A 16,650-nucleotide genomic window follows, 5' to 3' on the forward strand; every position below is an offset into this window, starting at 1 on the left:
TACAATCGCGCCATGGCTAAAAACAAACTCCTGATCGGCTTTCACGCCGTCACCGCACGCCTGCGCCAAGATGCCAAGGGCGTGACCGATGTCTATATCGAATCCGCGCGCCGCGACCGGCGCATGCAGGACTTCGTGCGCCTGGCCGAAAGCCTGGGCGTGCGCCTGCATCCGGTCGATGCCGAGCGCCTGCGCGGCATGGCCGGCACCGACCGCCACCAGGGCGTGGTGGCACGTGCCGAAGACGTGGCACTGGCGCTGAACCTGGATGAACTGCTCGACGGCATCGAAGGCACGCCGCTGCTGCTGGTGCTGGACGGCGTCACCGACCCCCACAACCTGGGTGCCTGCCTGCGCGTGGCCGACGGCGCCGGCGCGCATGCCGTGATCGCCCCCAAGGACCGCAGCGTCGGCCTCAATGCCACCGTGGCCAAGGTCGCCAGCGGCGCCGCCGAGACCGTGCCCTATATCACCGTCACCAACCTGGCCCGCACCCTGCGTGAGCTGCAGGAACGCGGCATCTGGGTCATCGGCACCGCCGACGGCACCGAAAAATCGCTGTATGACATCGACTTCAAGGGGCCGACCGCGATCGTGATGGGCGCCGAGGGCGAGGGCATGCGCCGCCTGACGCGCGAGACCTGCGACGAGCTGGTCGGCATCCCGATGGCGGGCGGTGTGGAAAGCCTGAACGTCTCGGTCGCCAGCGGCGTATGCCTGTACGAAGCCGTGCGCCAGCGGCGCCTGCCGCGATAAGTCCATGGCCGCTGATTACGGTCTCCTTGACATGCCGGGGCTTGAGGAAGCACGCCGGCTGATCGCGGCCGCCGGCAATATCTTCGTGCTGACCGGCGCCGGCATTTCCGCCGAATCCGGCGTGCCGACCTTCCGCGACGCGATGACCGGGCTGTGGCAGCAGTTCGACCCGGAAGAGCTGGCCAGCGAGGACGCCTACCGCCGCCAGCCGGCGCTGGTCTGGGAGTGGTACCTGCATCGGCGCGAGCTGGTCGCAGCCGTGCATCCCAACCCGGCGCACCATGCGCTGGTCGCGCTGGCTGCGCAGAGACCTTTCACGCTGGTCACGCAGAACGTGGACGGCCTGCACCAGCGCGCCGGCAGCGCGGGCGTGATCGAACTGCATGGCAACCTGTTCGCCAACAAATGGCTGGACGGGTGCGGACGCTGCAACGAGGCGACCGCGCTGCCCGGCATGCCGCCGCGCTGCAACCTGTGCGGCGCGCTGATGCGTCCGGGCGTCGTGTGGTTCGGCGAGGACCTGCCGCGCGTGGCGCGCTACCGCGCCGAGCATGCGGCGCAGCACTGCGACCTGTGCCTGGTGGTCGGCACCTCGGGGCTGGTCTATCCGGCGGCGGGGCTGCCGGGCCTGGCGCGCGAGCATGGCGCGCCGGTGATCGTGGTCAATCCGCAGCCGTCGGCGCTGGACCAGACCGCGGATATCGTGCTGTCCGCCGCGGCGGGGGCATGTCTGCCATTGCTGTGGCCGCCGCAGCCGGCGCCCTCGGCCGGCTGAGCCTGGATCCGGGCGTTGCCGCCCGGACCATCCTTACTTCGCAATCTCGCCGATCAGCTTCTCCAGCTTGACCGCATCCGCCGCAAACAGGCGGATGCCTTCGGCCAGCTTCTCGGTCGCCATCGCATCCTCATTCAACTGCCAGCGGAAGGCCGGCTCGTCGGCCGCGATGCGGGCGATATTGGCAGCCTGGGCCTGGTCCACCGACAGCTTGTGCGCCACCGGGCCCTGGCCGGCCGCGAGCTGCTCGAGCAGCTCGGGGCTGATGGTGAGCAGGTCGCAGCCGGCCAGCGACAGGATCTGCGTGGTGCTGCGGAAGCTGGCGCCCATCACCTCGGTCGGGTAGCCGAACTTCTTGTAGTAGTCGTAGATCTGGCGCACCGAGCGCACGCCGGGGTCGTTGTCGCCGCCATTGGCGGCCGCGTCCCATTGCTCGCCGGCCTGCTTCTTGTACCAGTCGAAGATGCGGCCGACGAAGGGCGAGATCAGCTGCGCGCCGGCCTCGGCGCACGCCACCGCCTGCACCAGCGAGAACAGCAGCGTCATGTTGCAGCGGATGCCGTCGCGCTGCAGGATCTCGGCTGCGCGGATGCCTTCCCAGGTGGAGGCAATCTTGATCAGCACGCGTTCGCGCGCAATGCCGCGCTGCTCGTACAGCTGGATCAGGTGGCGCGCCTTGGCCACGCTGGCCTCGGTGTCGAAGGACAGGCGCGCATCGACTTCGGTCGAGACGCGGCCCGGCACGATCGCCAGGATCTCGCAGCCGAAGGCGATCAGCACTTCGTCCATCACCGCATCGACGCCGCCGTTGCCGTGGTGGTCCTGTACCGCCTTCTCCAGCAGGTGCCGGTATTCGGGCTTTTGCACGGCCTTCAGGATCAGCGACGGATTGGTGGTCGCGTCCTGCGGGGTGTACTGCTTCATCAGCTGGAAGTCGCCGGTATCGGCCACTACCGTGGTGAACTGCCTGAGTTGTTCGAGCTGGTTCATGGTCGCTTGGTCGTCTGCTTGTGCGTCTGCAAAATCGTTCGCGGGCATCAGGGGTGCGCGTACGGCACCCGGTCCGGTCCATTGTACCGTCGCCCGCGTGACCTGCCGCCGCAATCCGCTACACTACGCGTTTCCCCCAACGCAATCTGGCTGTTGTCATGACTCAGGATGAACTCAAGGCGCTGGTCGCGCAAGCTGCCGCCGACTACGTGAAGCAGGAAGTGCCCGAAGGGGCAGTGCTCGGGGTGGGCACTGGCTCCACTGCCAATCTCTTCATTGACGCCGTGGCGGCATTCAAGGAGCGCTTCGCCGGTGCGGTGTCGAGCTCCGAGGCCTCCACGCGCCGCCTGCAGCAGCACGGCTTCAAGGTGCTGGACCTGAACGAAGTCGACGAGATCCCGGTGTATGTCGACGGCGCCGACGAGATCGACGCCAGCGGCGCCATGATCAAGGGCGGCGGCGGGGCGCTCACGCGCGAGAAGATCGTGGCTTCGGTCGCGAAGCGCTTTGTCTGCATCGCCGACGGCAGCAAGCTGGTCCAGACCATGGGCACCTTCCCGCTGCCGGTCGAGGTGATTCCGATGGCACGTGCAGCGGTGGCGCGCAAGCTGCAGGCCCTGGGTGGCCAGCCGCGCCTGCGCATGACCAAGGAAGGCGGCATCTACAAGACCGACAACGGCAATGTGATCCTGGACGTGGCCGGCCTGAAGATCGACGATCCGCGCGGCCTGGAACAGGCCGTCAACCAGGTGCCGGGCGTGGTCACGGTGGGCCTGTTCGCGCTGCGCGGCGCGGATGTGTTGCTGCTGGGCACCGGCGACGGCGTGCAGCGCACTGACTACTGAGCAAAGTCGTCCGCTGCCAAGCAAAAAGGGGTGCCTGAGGCACCCCTTTTTTCATTGGCCGGTCCGGTTCAGGACTGCGGCGGCACGTAGCCCTGCGCCTGGTCGGCGCCCTCGCCGAAGAAGTACTTCTCGGTCTGCTTGAGCAGGTACTGGCGCGCGCGCGCATCGGCCATGTTCAGGCGGTTTTCGTTGATCAGCATGGTCTGGTGCTTGAGCCAGCCAGCCCAGGCTTCCTTCGACACGCTTTGCCAGATCTTCTTGCCCAGTTCGCCGGGCAGCGGCGGGAAGTCGAGGCCTTCGGCTTCCTTGTTCAGCTTGATGCATTGGACCATGCGGGCCATGGGGACTCCTTGGTATGTTCGTTAGAGCTTCGGCGCTGGCGCTATTGTAGCCAAGCGGGGCACCGGGCCGCGGCGCTGCGGCGATTGCCCCTACGGCTTCAGAGCTTTTTCATCAGCACCATGGACTTGCGCTGCCAGTTGTAGAGCTTGCGCTTGTCCTCGGGCAGGTCGTCGACGTTGGCGTGGACGAAACCGCGCTTCAGGAACCAGTGTTCGGTCCGGGTGGTGAGCACGAACAGCTTCTCCAGGCCGAGCGCGCGGGCGCGGCGCTCGATGCGCTTGAGCAGGCGCTCGCCGTCGCCGGTGCCCTGGGCTTCCTGCGATACCGTCAGGCAGGCCATCTCGCCCATGTTCTCGCGCGGGTAGTCGTAGAGCGCCGCGCAGCCGAACAGCACGCCGTCGTGCTCGATCACCGAGAAGTTGGAGATGTCGCGCTCGATCAGGTGGCGTCCGCGCGGCACCAGCGTGCCATCCTGCTCCAGCGGGGCGATCAGCTGGACGATACCGCCGACGTCGTCGAGCGTGGCTTCGCGCAGGCTTTCCAGGTCGGTGTCGGACAGCATGGTGCCGACGCCGTCGTGCAGGAACAGTTCCAGCAGCACCGCACCGTCGAGCGAATAGGGGATCAGGTGCGCACGCGGCACACCGCCCTTGAGCGCCTTGACCAGGTGCTGCAGGTAGTTGGCCACGTCCGGCGGCAGATGGTTGTTTTGCAGGCGCTCCACGGCGGTGCGCAGCGACATTTCCTGCATCATCTTGCCGACCGGATCGGGCACGCCCGGCACCTCGGTGATGAAGATCAGCTTGTCGGCCTTGAGCGCCGTGGCGGTGGCGCTGGCCACGTCTTCCATCGACAGGTTGAAGGCCTGGCCGGTGGGCGAGAAGCCCAGCGGCGACAGCAGCACCACCTTGCCGTGCGACAGCGACATGCGCACGGACTCGGCGTCGATCTTGCGCACCAGGCCGGTGTGCTGGTAGTCGGTGCCGTTGACGATGCCGACCGGGCGGGCAGTCACGAAGTTGCCGGAGATCACCGACAGCTGGGCGCCGGCCATCGGCGTATTGGGCAGGCCCTGGCTGAAGGCGGCCTCGATGTCCAGGCGCAGTTCGCCGGCGGCTTCCTTGGCGCATTCGAGCGCGGCGTTGTCGGTGACGCGCACGCCATCGACGAACTGTGACTCGACATGGCGCAGCGCCAGCTGTTCTTCCACCTGCGGGCGCGAGCCGTGCACCAGCACGATCTGCATGCCCATGGCGTGCAGCAGCGCGACGTCGTTGACCAGCGCATTGAGCACGCCCGACTTGACCAGTTCTCCGGCGAAGGCGATCACAAAGGTCTTGCCGCGGAAGGCATGGATATACGGCGCCACCATGCGCAGCCAGTCGACGAACTGCTGGTGGTCGGGGCCGCTGCGCTCGGGCTCGGCCGCCGTGAGCGCCGGGGCGGCGGGCACGGGGGAGGTCGGGGCAGGCGCGGGGAATTCAGCCGCGGGCGGCTGCGCCGGCACGGGGGCGGCGGGTGAGGAGGCAGGCGCCGTCTGCGGCGCGTCGGTTCTGGCGTTCATCCCGCGGATTATAATCCCGGCCAATGTCAGAACAACGCCCCGTCAAGCCTAAACCACCCGCCGCGCCGCGCCAGCGCGCCGGTGCCGCTCAGCCAGCCTCCCCAACCCAGCCCCGGCCGGCCCCAGGCCCGGCCAGGAAGTCGGACGTCCGTGCGCAGCCAGCCGCTGCCCGGCCGGCCGGTGAAGCCGGGCAGCGCCCGCCACGCGGTCCCCGCGAGGCGCGTGCGCCAAGGCCGGTCAACCCGCTGCCGCCCATCACCTTCCCGGAGGCCCTGCCGGTCTCCGGCCGCCGCGACGAAATCGCCGCGGCGCTGCTGGCCAACCAGGTGGTGATCGTCTCGGGCGAGACCGGCTCGGGCAAGACCACCCAGCTGCCCAAGATCTGCCTGTCGATCGGGCGCGGCCCGGGGCGCGAGGGTGGGGGGCTGATCGGCCACACCCAGCCGCGGCGCATCGCCGCCACCTCGACCGCCAAACGCATTGCGCAGGAGATCGGCACGCCGCTGGGCGAGCACGTGGGCTACCAGGTGCGTTTCAACGACACCATGTCGTCGGGGGCGTCGGTCAAGCTGATGACCGACGGCATCCTGCTGGCCGAGACTCAGAACGATCCGCTGCTGCGCGCCTACGACACGCTGATCATCGATGAGGCGCACGAGCGCAGCCTGAACATCGACTTCCTGATCGGCTACCTGCGCCAGATCCTGCCGAAGCGCCCGGACCTGAAGGTGATCATCACCTCGGCCACCATCGATGCCCAGCGCTTTGCCCAGCATTTCGCCTCGGGCGACAAGCCGGCGCCGGTGATCGAGGTCAGCGGCCGCCTGTACCCGGTGGAAGTGCGCTACCGTCCGATCACCGAGGACGTGCCCGCGGGCGCGCCGCGCAGCCCGCAGGCGCGCGAGCGCGACCTGTACGACGGCATTGTCGAGGCGGTCGACGAGGTGTGCCGCGTCGGCCCGGGCGATGTGCTGGTGTTCCTGCCCGGCGAGCGCGAGATCCGCGAAGCCGCCGAGGCGCTGCGCAAGCACCACCCGCCGCATACCGAGATCCTGCCGCTGTTTGCGCGGCTGTCGGTGCAGGAGCAGGAGCGGGTGTTCAAGCCGTCCAACGCGCGGCGCATCGTGCTGGCGACCAACGTCGCCGAAACCTCGCTGACGGTGCCGGGCATCCGCTACGTGGTCGATACCGGGCTGGCGCGGGTCAAGCGCTACTCGTACCGCAACAAGGTCGAGCAACTGCAGGTCGAGTCGATCTCGCAGGCCGCTGCCAACCAGCGCGCCGGCCGTTGCGGCCGGGTTGCCAACGGCGTGTGCATCCGGCTGTATGAGGAGTCCGATTTCGCCGGCCGGCCGCGCTTTACCGACCCCGAGATCCTGCGCTCGTCGCTGGCCGCGGTGATCCTGCGCATGAAGGCGCTGCGGCTGACCGAGATCGAGTCGTTCCCGTTTATCGAGCCGCCGCTGGGCCGCGCCGTTGCCGACGGCTACCAGCTGCTGCAGGAACTGGGCGCGGTCGACGACGCCAACCAGCTTACCGGCACCGGGCGCCAGCTGGCCAAGCTGCCGCTGGACCCGCGCGTGGCGCGCATGATCCTGGCCGCGCGCGAGCATCACTGCCTGCGCGAGGTGCTGGTCATCGCCAGCGCGCTGTCGGTGCAGGACCCGCGCGACCGCCCGCAGGAGGCGCAGGAAGCCGCCGACCAGGCGCACCGCAAGTTCATGGACGAGAAGTCCGAGTTCCTGGGCTGGGTCAGGCTGTGGAAGTGGTTCGAGGACGCGGTCGCGCACAAGAAGTCCAACCGCCAGCTGCAGGACCAGTGCCGCGCCCACTTCCTGTCGCACCTGCGGCTGCGCGAGTGGCGCGACGTGCATTCGCAACTGCTGACCACGGTGACCGAGCAGGGCTGGCGCCTGAACGACAGCGAGCCCACCTATGAGCAGGTGCACAAGGCGCTGCTGACCGGCCTGCTGGGCAATGTCGGCTGCCGCATCGAGGATGGCGACGGCAAGGGCCGCGAATACCTGGGCGCGCGCGGCATCAAGTTCCACCTGTGGCCGGGCTCGCTGATCGCGCGCAAGGTCGGGCGCTGGGTCGTCGCGGCCGAGCTGGTCGAGACCAGCCGGCTGTTCGCGCGCACGCTGGCGCGCATCGAGCCGGAGTGGCTGGAACAGGTGGGCCGTCACCTGCTCAAGGTCAGCTGGAGCGATCCGCACTGGGAAAAGAAGGCGGGCCAGGTGCTGGCGCTGGAGCGCGCCACGCTGTACGGGCTGGTGGTCTACCAGCACCGGCGCGTGCACTACGGCCCGATGAACCCGCAGGAAGCGCGCGAGATCTTTATCCGCCGTGCGCTGGTCGAGGGCGAGTTCGACACGCGCCTGCCGTTCTACGCGCACAACCAGCGCCTGGTGCGCGAGATCGAGAACCTGGAGCACAAGTCGCGCCGCCAGGACGTGCTGGTCGACGACGAACTGATCTACGCCTTCTACGATCGCGCGATTCCCGCCGACATCTGCCAGCAGGCCAGCTTCGAGCAGTGGTACCAGGCAGAGAGCGGCAAGGACCGCAAGCTGCTGTACCTGAACCGCGACGAGCTGATGCGGCACGAGGCGGCCGGCATCACCACCGACCTGTTCCCCAAGGCCATGAACGTGGCCGGGGTGGACATGGGGCTGACCTACCACTTCGAGCCAGGCAGCCACCGCGACGGCGTGACCCTGACCGTGCCGCTGTACGCACTCAACCAGGTGCGCCAGGAGCGCGCCGACTGGCTGGTGCCGGGCATGATCAAGGAGAAGGTGCACCTGCTGCTCAAGTCGCTGCCGCAGAAGCTGCGCCGCCACTGCGTGCCGCTGCCGGAATATGCCGCGGCCTTTGTCGCGCGCCAGCCGCTTGGCGAGGGCGAGCTGCTGGACGTGCTGATTGCCGATATCCGCGAGCAGACCGGCACCATGGTCAAGCGCGCCGACTTCAAGCTGGAAACGCTGCCCGCGCACCATACGATGAACTTCAAGGTGGTCGACGAGCACGGCCGCCAGCTTGAGATGGGCCGCAACCTGGCCCAGCTGCGCGCCGAGCTGGGCGGGCAGGCGCAGCAGTCGTTCCAGCGGGTGGCCGCGCAAGCCGCGGCACAGGCGGCAACCCAGGCCCCGGAGCAGGCGGCGCCGCTGGCCGCGGCCGAGCCCGGCAAGTACGAGGGACTGACCGGCTGGACCTTCGGTGAGCTGCCCGAGCTGCTGGAGATCCGCAAGGGCAGCCAGACCCTGTTCGGCTACCCCGCGCTGGTCGATCGCGGCACGCACTGCGACGTGGAAGTCTTCGACGACCCGCAGGAAGCCGCCCGCGTCCACCACCTGGGGCTGCGCCGGCTGTTTGCGCTGCAGCTGCGCGAGCAGGTCAAGTTCATCGAGAAGAACATCCCGGGCCTGCAGCAGATGGCGATGCAGTACATGACGCTGGGCACGCAGGAGATGCTGCGCGAACAGGTCGTGATGCTGGCGCTGGAGCGTGCCTGCATGCAGGCGCCGCTGCCGCGCAACGAGGCCGAGTTCAATGCACGCAAGGATGAGGGCCGCACCCGGCTGTCGCTGCTGGCGCAGGAGATCGCGCGGCTGGTGGGGACCATCCTGGCCGAGTACGCCGGACTGTCGCGCAAGCTGCTGCAGGCCAAGCCGTTCGCCGGGCCCCATGCGGACATGGAAGCGCAGCTCGGGCGGCTGATGGGCAAGCGCTTTGTCGACGAGACCCCATACACGCAACTGGTCCATTTCCCGCGCTACCTGAAGGGCATCGCCATGCGGGTGGACAAGCTCAAGGGCGACCCGGCGCGCGACACCCAGCGCACGCAGGAGATGGCGCCGCTGGTGCAGCAGTGGCAGCGGGCCGAAAAGCAGCTGCGCACTCAGGGCCGCGGCGGCGAGGACGCGCGGCTGGAGGAATTCCGCTGGATGCTGGAGGAGCTGCGCATCGCGCTGTTCGCCCAGGAGCTGCGCACACCGGTGCCGATGTCGGTCAAGCGGCTGCAGAAAGTGTGGGAATCGATGCAGCGCTGAGCGCCGGCGCGGGGCGCAATGCCGGGGCGAACCGCAAATGGTCGCTCCGGCGCAACAATCTGCCAAAATCTTGATCGAGTTCGGCCGCGGCGTCAGCGGATTCTCGTGCTCAACCGTTAGAATCGCCGGTTCAGTCTTCTTCTGGCGGGTCTTATGTTTGCGCTGCGGTTCGCATTGCGTCGTGTTGTAGCTGGTGGTTTCACGGTGGGCGCCCTGGCGCTGGGCCTGCTGGCCGCACCGGCATCGGCGGAAGTGGTGGTGATCCTGAATTCAGGTGATGCAACCGTCACGCTAATCGACAAGGATACCCAGAAGGTGCTGGAGACCTTCCCGATCGGCAAGGAACCGCACCACCTGATCGCAACGCCGGACGACAAGTCGCTGATCGTTGCCAACGCGGTCGGCAACGACCTGGTGTTCCTGGACCCGGTCTCGGGCAAGGTCCAGCAGCGCGTGCCCAATGTCGACGACCCGTACCAGATCGGCTTCTCGCCGGACCAGAAGTGGTTTGTCGCCACCGGCAACCGGCTCGACCGTGTCGACCTCTACCGCTGGGACGGCAAGGCGCTGAAGCTGGCCAAGCAGTTCCCGCTGGCCAAGACCCCCAGCCATATCGCTTTTACCGCCGACAGCCGCATCGCCTTCATCACGCTGCAGGACTCCAATGAGGTCGCAGCCATCGACCTGGTCACGCAGAACGTGATGTGGCGCATGGAAACCGGCTCGGCGCCGGCGGGCATCTGGGTCACGCCGGACCAGAAATACCTGCTGGTCGGCATGACCGGGGCTGATTACGTGGCCGTGATCGACTGGCGCACGCGCACGGTGGTCAAGCAGATCCAGACCGGCAAGGGCGCGCACAACTTCCGCGCGGTCGGCGACAAGCGCCACCTGTTCCTCAGCAACCGGGTCACGAGCAGCATCAGCATCATCGACCAGCAGACGCTGGCCAAGGTCGGCGACATCACCGGCCTGCCGCCGGGCCCGGACGACATGGAGCTGACCGCCGACGGCAAGACGCTGTGGGTCACCTTCCGCTGGGCGCGCTCGGTCGGCCTGGTCGACGTGGCCAGCCGCAAGCTGGTCAAGACCGTGCGCGTCGGGCGCTCGCCGCACGGCATCTATTTCCGCACTCGCGCGCCGCTGTATTGACCGGGCAGGGCAGGGACCATGGACGATACCAGGGCATCGCGATCCGGACGGCTGGGCAGGCTGCTGGCTGCGCTGGCGCTTGCCTGCGTCCTGCCGTCGGCGCTGCAGGCGGCTGACGTGCCCAAGCCTGGCGCCAAGGCGTGCCCGGCCGGCACGCTTTACCTGACCTTCGACACCGGCAGCATGAGCCAGGCGCAGTTGATCGCCGATACGCTGCGCCGCCACCATATCCGCGCCACCTTCTTCCTGGCCAATGAGCCGACCGTGCGCCAGGACAGTTCGCTGGACCCATCCTGGGCGCCGTACTGGAAGTCACTGGTGGCCGACGGCCACGCCTTTGGCACGCATACCTTCGACCATGTCTACCTGCGCAGCGTGCACGCCGGGCATGTGACCATGAGGCCGCAGTTCGGCACGCAGGCGGGCAAGGACATGGTCATGGACGCGGCCGGATTCTGCCAGGAGCTGCGGCGCAGCGCCGACGCCTTCCACGGCATGACCGGCGCCGCCATGGTGCCGCTGTGGCGCGCCCCGGGCGGGCGCACCGCCCCGCAGACGGTGCAATGGGCCGAGCAGTGCGGCTTCCGCCACGTCGGCTGGGCGCCGGCCGGGTTCCTGGGCGACGAGCTGTCGTCCGACCGCTATCCCAACGCGGCGCTGCTGGAACGCGCGCTGGCCAACCTGCGCGACGGCGATATCACCATGGCGCACCTGGGCATCTGGTCGCGCAAGGATCCGTGGGCGCCCGGCGTGCTGGAGCCGCTGCTCGCCGGCCTTGAGCGCAAGGGATTCTGTTTCGCGACGCTGCGCGAGCACCCGGCCTACCGCGACTGGATCGCCAGGCCGCAGCCAGTCGGGCAAAAGGAGGGCAGGCGCTGATGTGGGAGACGCTGAACGGCTGGATCGGCCAGGTCGAGGGCACGCTGTTCCAGGACGTGGTGCTGCCCGTGGTCTACGACCTCGGGTTTGGCCGCTATGCCGAGGAAGCCTTCACCGGCACCGAGTGGCTGCTGGTGGGCCTGGTGCAGATCGTGGTGATGGCATTGATCCTGGGGCCGCTGGAGAAATGGCGCCCGGTCGAGCCGGTATCCGACCGCGCCGGCATCCGCACCGATATCTTCTACACGGTGATCCACCGGCTCGGGCTGTTCCGGCTGGCCATGTTCTTCCTGCTCGCGCCGCTGACCGACGCCCTGGAAGGCGACCTGCGGCTGATGGGCTGGCACCGCATCAATGTGGAAGACTGGTGGCCGGGCGTGACCTCGGTGCCGCTGGTCAGCTTCTTTGTCTACCTGCTGCTGTTCGACTTCCTCGACTACTGGTACCACCGGCTGTCGCATTCGTTCCGCTGGTGGTGGCATCTGCATGCGGTGCACCACAGCCAGCGCCAGATGACGCTGTGGAGCGACAACCGCAACCACCTGCTGGACGACATGCTGCGCGATCTGGTGTTCGCGCTGGTGGCGCTGGGCGTGGGCGTGGAGCCGTCGCAGTACGTGCTGCTGGTGGCGTTGTCGCAGTTGCTGCAGAGCCTGCAGCATGCCAACGTGCGACTGCAATTCGGCGCCATCGGCGAGCGGCTGCTGATCTCGCCGCGCTTTCATCGCACCCACCACGCCGTGGGCATCGGCCATGAGGCCGACGGCGCACCGGCCAAGCTGGGCGGCTGCAACTACGGCGTGATCTTCCCGTGGTGGGACATGCTGCTCGGCACCGCGGTCTTCACCGAGACCTACCACCCGACCGGCATCCGCGACCAGCTGCCGCCGCCGCTGGGCAAGGGCCACGACTACGGCGCGGGCTTCCTGGCGCACCAGTGGTACGGCATCAAGCGGCTGCTGCGGCTGCGCTGAAACGGCGGGTCTGGAGGTAGTCCTCCACCCGCGGCGCAACACGGCGCGCCGCGGCGGCAAGCGGCGTATGCTAGTGTTCCGGGTTGCCGCCGGTCCGGCCCAGTCGGACTTCTGCCGCGCCCGGCGCCTTTCCTCCTGTCTGCCTTCGACTGCATGAACGATATCTTCCGCTCGTTTGGCCGCGCGCTGGTCAGCCAGCTGCATCCCCGCATGCTGATGCTGACCGTGCTGCCTTTCGTCCTGGCCACGCTGCTGTGGGGCGGTCTGCTCTGGTGGGGCTGGGACCCCATCATGGGCGCCACGCGCAGCTTCCTGGAAACCTCCATCCTGACCAGCTGGATCTACAGCGCGCTCGACTGGTTCGGCCTGCAATCGATGCGCACCATCGTGGCGCCGCTGTTCGTGGCGGCACTGGCAATCCCGCTGGTGATTGCCTCGATGCTGATGTTTATCGGCGTGTTCTCGGTGCCGGCGGTGGTGCGCCACCTGGAGCGCAGCTACCCGGACCTGGCCAAGGCCCATGGCGGCAGCATCCTGGGCAGCGTGTTCCAGTCGCTGGGCAGCACGCTGGTGTTCCTGGTGCTGGTGCTGGTGACGCTGCCGCTGTGGCTGATCCCGCCGTTCTTTGCGCTGATCCCGCCGGTGCTGTGGGGCTGGCTGACCTACCGCGTGATGACGTATGACGCGCTCGCCGACCACGCCAGCGCCGAAGAGCGCAAGACGCTGTTGCGCCGCCACCGCACGCCGCTGCTGGTGATCGGGGTGGCGGTGGGGCTGCTGGGCTCGGCGCCGACGCTGCTGTGGGTGTCGTCGGCGGCGGTGATCTTCCTGTTTCCGTTCGTGCTGGCCGGCACGCTGTGGCTGTATGTGCTGATCTTTATCTTCTCGGCGCTGTGGTTCGGCCACTTCTGCCTGCGCGCGCTGGCGCAGCTGCGGGCCGAGCGCGCGGCGGTGCCGGCCCAGCCGCCGGCGCATCAGCCGGACCAGCCGGCGCTTGACGGCGACGTCATCGACCTGGCGCCGAGCGACGTGCGCCGCATCGAAAATTCCTGAAGCGAGGGCAATATGGGTTTTGGCCTGATCGTCATTGGCGACGAGATCCTGTCGGGGCGGCGTGAAGACAAGCATCTGCGCCGCACCATCGAACTGCTGGGCGCGCGCGGGCTGGCGCTGGACTGGGCCGAATACGTCGGCGATGACCGAGCCCGCATCACCGCCACGCTGCGGCGCACGCTGGCCGGCCCGGACGTGGTGTTCTGCACCGGCGGCATCGGCGCCACGCCGGACGATCACACCCGCCAGTGCGTGGCCGCCGCGCTGGGCGTGCCGCTGGTGCTGCATCCCGAGGCGCGCGAACTGATTGCGCTGCGCATTGCCGAGACCGCCGGCGGCGACCCGGTCAAGGCCGACCTGAATCAGCCGGAAAACCAGCACCGCTTCAAAATGGGCGAGTTCCCCAAGGGCGCGCGCATCATTCCCAACAGCTACAACCGCATCCCGGGCTTTTCGGTCGGTCACCATCACTTCATGCCGGGATTCCCGGTGATGGCATGGCCGATGATGGAATGGGTGCTGGACCACGACTATGCGCACCTGTTCCACCAGGTGCAGCAGCAGGAGCGGGCCTTCTACGTGTTCGAGGCGCCGGAGTCCACGCTGACGCCGCTGATGGAGAAGGTCGAAGCGGCGCATCCGGGCATCCGCGTGTTCAGCCTGCCCTCGGTCGGCGACGTGCAGCGCGGCGACCGCTTCGCGCGCCGCCATATCGACCTGGGGGTCAAGGGCCCGGCCGATCTGCTGGCACCGGCCTATGCGATGCTGCTCGCAGGCGTGCAGGCGATGGGGTTCGAGATCGTGGAGCAGCCGCCGCGCGAAGCGGCGCAGGCTTAAGGCGGCACGGGTCGCAAGAAGAAGGGGCAGCCTTGGCTGCCCCTTCTCTCATTCTGGCCCGACCGCGATCAGGCGCCGTGCCACGGCAGTCCGCGCACGCACCAGCCTTCAACAGTCTTGCGGTGGTGGTGGTCGTCGCGGTTGCCCTCGAAGCCTTCCAGCACGTCCATGGCGAAGTGGTAGCCGGCGTCGGTGGCCACGCGCGCGGCGTGCTTGGAGCGCGCCGCGCTGCGGCACAGGAACAGCACCGGCACGTCGGCCGGAACGCGTGCCCTCAGCTCTTCGACAAAGCGGGCATTCTGCGCACCGCCCGGATAGGACATCCATTCGACATGGGCGAACTGCGCATCCGGCACGTCAACGCCGCCGACCCAGTCCAGTTCGGCCTGGGTGCGCACGTCGACCAGCACGGCGGAAGGATCGTTCTGCAGCAGCGCAAAGGCTTCCTGCGGCGACAGCGCGCCAAAATACGGGAGCTGGTTCTGTTGCTGGCGCTGGCGGGCGGCCTGGAGGAGATCGTCTCGGGTGGTCATCTGCGTGACAAATTTGAGGAATGGAATTGGAGGCGGCAAAGCCGCAACGCACTATTCTATAGCGCCGGGCCGATTCGAAGCCTCATTGACTGCTGTTGGGGCGTCGGGTGACTCCTTTTGGTGCATCCGCACTGTTCAAGTGCGACGCCTTGCTGAATGCACCATTGTGGTGTTTTATTAGGGGGCGCTACGCCGAAATGCGTGTAACCGGTGCGCCACTCGGCAGCCGAGCCGCTGCTTCGCTTACGCCGCCGCGGTGCGCGGTTCGCCGACGTTGCACTTTTTTCGGGCTGCCGGTGGCGGTGGGGCGTTCGCATGGCACGCTTTCTGCTAACATTCTTCGTCCTTTCGTGGCTGGTCGGGACGGCGCGGCAGAGCATGCATCGGCGCCGGTGACGACAGGCCCAAGAATTGGCTTTCTCAGACTTCCGCCGAATATCCAGGAGATTGGCATGGCCCACAGCGTTGCAGACGTGATGAAGCTGGTGAAGGAAAACGACGTCAAGTTCGTCGATTTCCGTTTCACCGATACCAAAGGCAAGGAGCAACACGTGTCCGTGCCCGTGTCGCACTTCGATGAAGACAAGTTCGAAAGCGGCCACGCCTTCGACGGTTCGTCGATCGCCGGCTGGAAGGGTATCGAAGCTTCGGACATGCTGCTGATGCCGGATTCGAACACCGCCCACATCGACCCGTTCTACGAAGAGCCGACGCTGGTGCTGTCCTGCGACGTGGTCGAGCCGTCGGACGGCAAGGGCTATGACCGCGACCCGCGTTCCATCGCCAAGCGCGCCGAAGCCTACCTGAAGAGCACCGGCCTGGGCGACACCGCTTTCTTTGGTCCGGAGCCCGAGTTCTTCATCTTCGACGGCGTGACCTGGAACGTCGACATGCAAGGCTGCTTCGTGAAGATCCATTCCGAAGAAGCCCCGTGGTCGTCGGCCAAGGAATTCGAGCACGGCAACAGCGGCCACCGTCCGGGCAAGAAGGGCGGCTACTTCCCGGTCGCCCCGATCGACACCTTCCAGGACATGCGTTCGGAAATGTGCCTGATCCTGGAATCGCTGGGCATCCCCGTTGAAGTCCACCACCACGAAGTGGCTGGCCAGGGCCAGAATGAAATCGGCACCCGCTTCAGCACGCTGGTGCAGCGCGCCGACTGGACCCAGATGCAGAAGTACGTGATCCAGAACGTCGCCCACACCTACGGCAAGACCGCCACCTTCATGCCGAAGCCGATCGTTGGCGACAACGGTTCGGGCATGCACGTGCACCAGTCCGTGTGGAAGGACGGCCAGAACCTGTTCGCGGGCAACGGCTACGCCGGCCTGTCGGAATTCGCGCTGTACTACATCGGCGGCATCATCAAGCACGCCCGTGCCCTGAATGCCATCACCAACCCGGGCACGAACTCGTACAAGCGCCTGGTGCCGGGCTTCGAAGCTCCGGTGAAGCTGGCCTACTCGGCCCGCAACCGCTCGGCTTCGATCCGCATCCCGTATGTGGCCAACCCGAAGGGCCGCCGCATCGAGACCCGCTTCCCGGATCCGCTGATGAACCCGTACCTGGGCTTCTCGGCGCTGCTGATGGCCGGCCTGGATGGCGTGATGAACAAGATCCACCCGGGCGAAGCTGCCGACAAGAACCTGTACGACCTGCCGCCGGAAGAGGATGCAAAGATCCCGACCGTGTGCTCGAGCCTGGACCAGGCGCTGGAGTACCTGGACAACGACCGCGAGTTCCTGACCCGCGGCGGCGTGTTCTCGAACTCGATGATCGATGCCTACATCGAACTGAAGATGGAAGAAGTCACGCGTTTCCGCATGACCACGCACCCGGTCGAGTTCGAAATGTACTACTCGCTGTAAGCGGCCTTTGCCCGGGAATGACGCAGGTTG

Annotated in this window: 14 protein-coding genes; 10 read left to right on the plus strand and 4 right to left on the minus strand. The window is 67.4% G+C overall.

What is annotated here, in order from left to right:
• The first annotated feature begins 12 nt into the window (after positions 1–12).
• Together rlmB and AC1Q6V_RS29585 are read left to right on the plus strand one after the other, a co-directional pair.
• The gene (gene rlmB / locus AC1Q6V_RS29580) at positions 13–756 is read left to right on the plus strand and encodes a 23S rRNA (guanosine(2251)-2'-O)-methyltransferase RlmB (RefSeq protein WP_010809441.1); all 744 of its coding nucleotides are present in this window, start codon (positions 13–15) and stop codon (positions 754–756) included.
• Between the two features lie 4 nt (positions 757–760).
• Complete coding sequence (locus tag AC1Q6V_RS29585) at positions 761–1,531, plus strand: SIR2 family NAD-dependent protein deacylase (protein WP_051398485.1); 771 nt, start codon at positions 761–763, stop codon at positions 1,529–1,531.
• 33 nt (positions 1,532–1,564) lie between these two features.
• Here the strand turns inward: AC1Q6V_RS29585 and tal are convergent, their stop codons facing one another.
• On the minus strand, positions 1,565–2,521 hold the full coding sequence (gene tal, locus AC1Q6V_RS29590) for a transaldolase (protein ID WP_010809443.1): 957 nt from the start codon (positions 2,519–2,521) through the stop codon (positions 1,565–1,567).
• A gap of 158 nt (positions 2,522–2,679) precedes the next feature.
• On the opposite strand from tal, the gene rpiA reads away from it, so the two are divergent.
• Positions 2,680–3,366, plus strand: a complete 687-nt coding sequence (rpiA, locus tag AC1Q6V_RS29595; protein ID WP_011615619.1) for a ribose-5-phosphate isomerase RpiA — start codon at positions 2,680–2,682, stop codon at positions 3,364–3,366.
• 68 nt (positions 3,367–3,434) lie between these two features.
• Here the strand turns inward: rpiA and AC1Q6V_RS29600 are convergent, their stop codons facing one another.
• Both AC1Q6V_RS29600 and argA read right to left on the minus strand, forming a co-directional pair.
• Positions 3,435–3,707 carry an oxidative damage protection protein gene (locus AC1Q6V_RS29600; protein WP_010809445.1) on the minus strand — a complete coding sequence of 91 codons (273 nt, stop codon included), beginning with the start codon at positions 3,705–3,707 and terminating at the stop codon, positions 3,435–3,437.
• A 98-nt stretch (positions 3,708–3,805) separates the two neighbouring features.
• Complete coding sequence (gene argA / locus AC1Q6V_RS29605) at positions 3,806–5,272, minus strand: amino-acid N-acetyltransferase (RefSeq protein ID WP_454749760.1); 1,467 nt, start codon at positions 5,270–5,272, stop codon at positions 3,806–3,808.
• Between the two features lie 23 nt (positions 5,273–5,295).
• On the opposite strand from argA, the gene hrpA reads away from it, so the two are divergent.
• The 6 genes from hrpA to AC1Q6V_RS29635 all read left to right on the plus strand — a co-directional run bounded on the left by hrpA (position 5,296) and on the right by AC1Q6V_RS29635 (position 14,219).
• Complete coding sequence (hrpA, locus tag AC1Q6V_RS29610; protein WP_454749759.1) at positions 5,296–9,324, plus strand: ATP-dependent RNA helicase HrpA; 4,029 nt, start codon at positions 5,296–5,298, stop codon at positions 9,322–9,324.
• Positions 9,325–9,477: 153 nt separating this feature from the next.
• Positions 9,478–10,476, plus strand: a complete 999-nt coding sequence (locus tag AC1Q6V_RS29615; RefSeq protein ID WP_010809448.1) for a YVTN family beta-propeller repeat protein — start codon at positions 9,478–9,480, stop codon at positions 10,474–10,476.
• 18 nt (positions 10,477–10,494) lie between these two features.
• A complete protein-coding gene (locus AC1Q6V_RS29620; protein WP_011615616.1) occupies positions 10,495–11,355 on the plus strand; it encodes a polysaccharide deacetylase family protein in 861 nt (286 codons plus the stop codon).
• Positions 11,355–12,329 carry a sterol desaturase family protein gene (locus AC1Q6V_RS29625; RefSeq protein WP_439668036.1) on the plus strand — a complete coding sequence of 325 codons (975 nt, stop codon included), beginning with the start codon at positions 11,355–11,357 and terminating at the stop codon, positions 12,327–12,329. The genes AC1Q6V_RS29620 and AC1Q6V_RS29625 overlap by 1 nt, the downstream gene beginning before the upstream one ends.
• 153 nt (positions 12,330–12,482) lie before the next feature.
• Positions 12,483–13,382, plus strand: coding sequence for an EI24 domain-containing protein (locus tag AC1Q6V_RS29630; RefSeq protein ID WP_439668035.1), 900 nt, complete (start codon positions 12,483–12,485; stop codon positions 13,380–13,382).
• 12 nt (positions 13,383–13,394) lie between these two features.
• A complete protein-coding gene (locus AC1Q6V_RS29635; RefSeq protein WP_011615614.1) occupies positions 13,395–14,219 on the plus strand; it encodes a competence/damage-inducible protein A in 825 nt (274 codons plus the stop codon).
• Positions 14,220–14,287: 68 nt separating this feature from the next.
• Here the strand turns inward: AC1Q6V_RS29635 and AC1Q6V_RS29640 are convergent, their stop codons facing one another.
• A complete protein-coding gene (locus AC1Q6V_RS29640; RefSeq protein WP_454749758.1) occupies positions 14,288–14,752 on the minus strand; it encodes a rhodanese-like domain-containing protein in 465 nt (154 codons plus the stop codon).
• A 452-nt stretch (positions 14,753–15,204) separates the two neighbouring features.
• Here AC1Q6V_RS29640 and AC1Q6V_RS29645 point away from each other — a divergent pair, with 452 nt between their 5' ends.
• Positions 15,205–16,620, plus strand: coding sequence for a 3-hydroxylaminophenol mutase (locus AC1Q6V_RS29645; protein ID WP_010809454.1), 1,416 nt, complete (start codon positions 15,205–15,207; stop codon positions 16,618–16,620).
• Positions 16,621–16,650: the final 30 nt, after the last annotated feature.

This window comes from Cupriavidus sp. GW823-FHT07B10 (assembly GCF_058794355.1).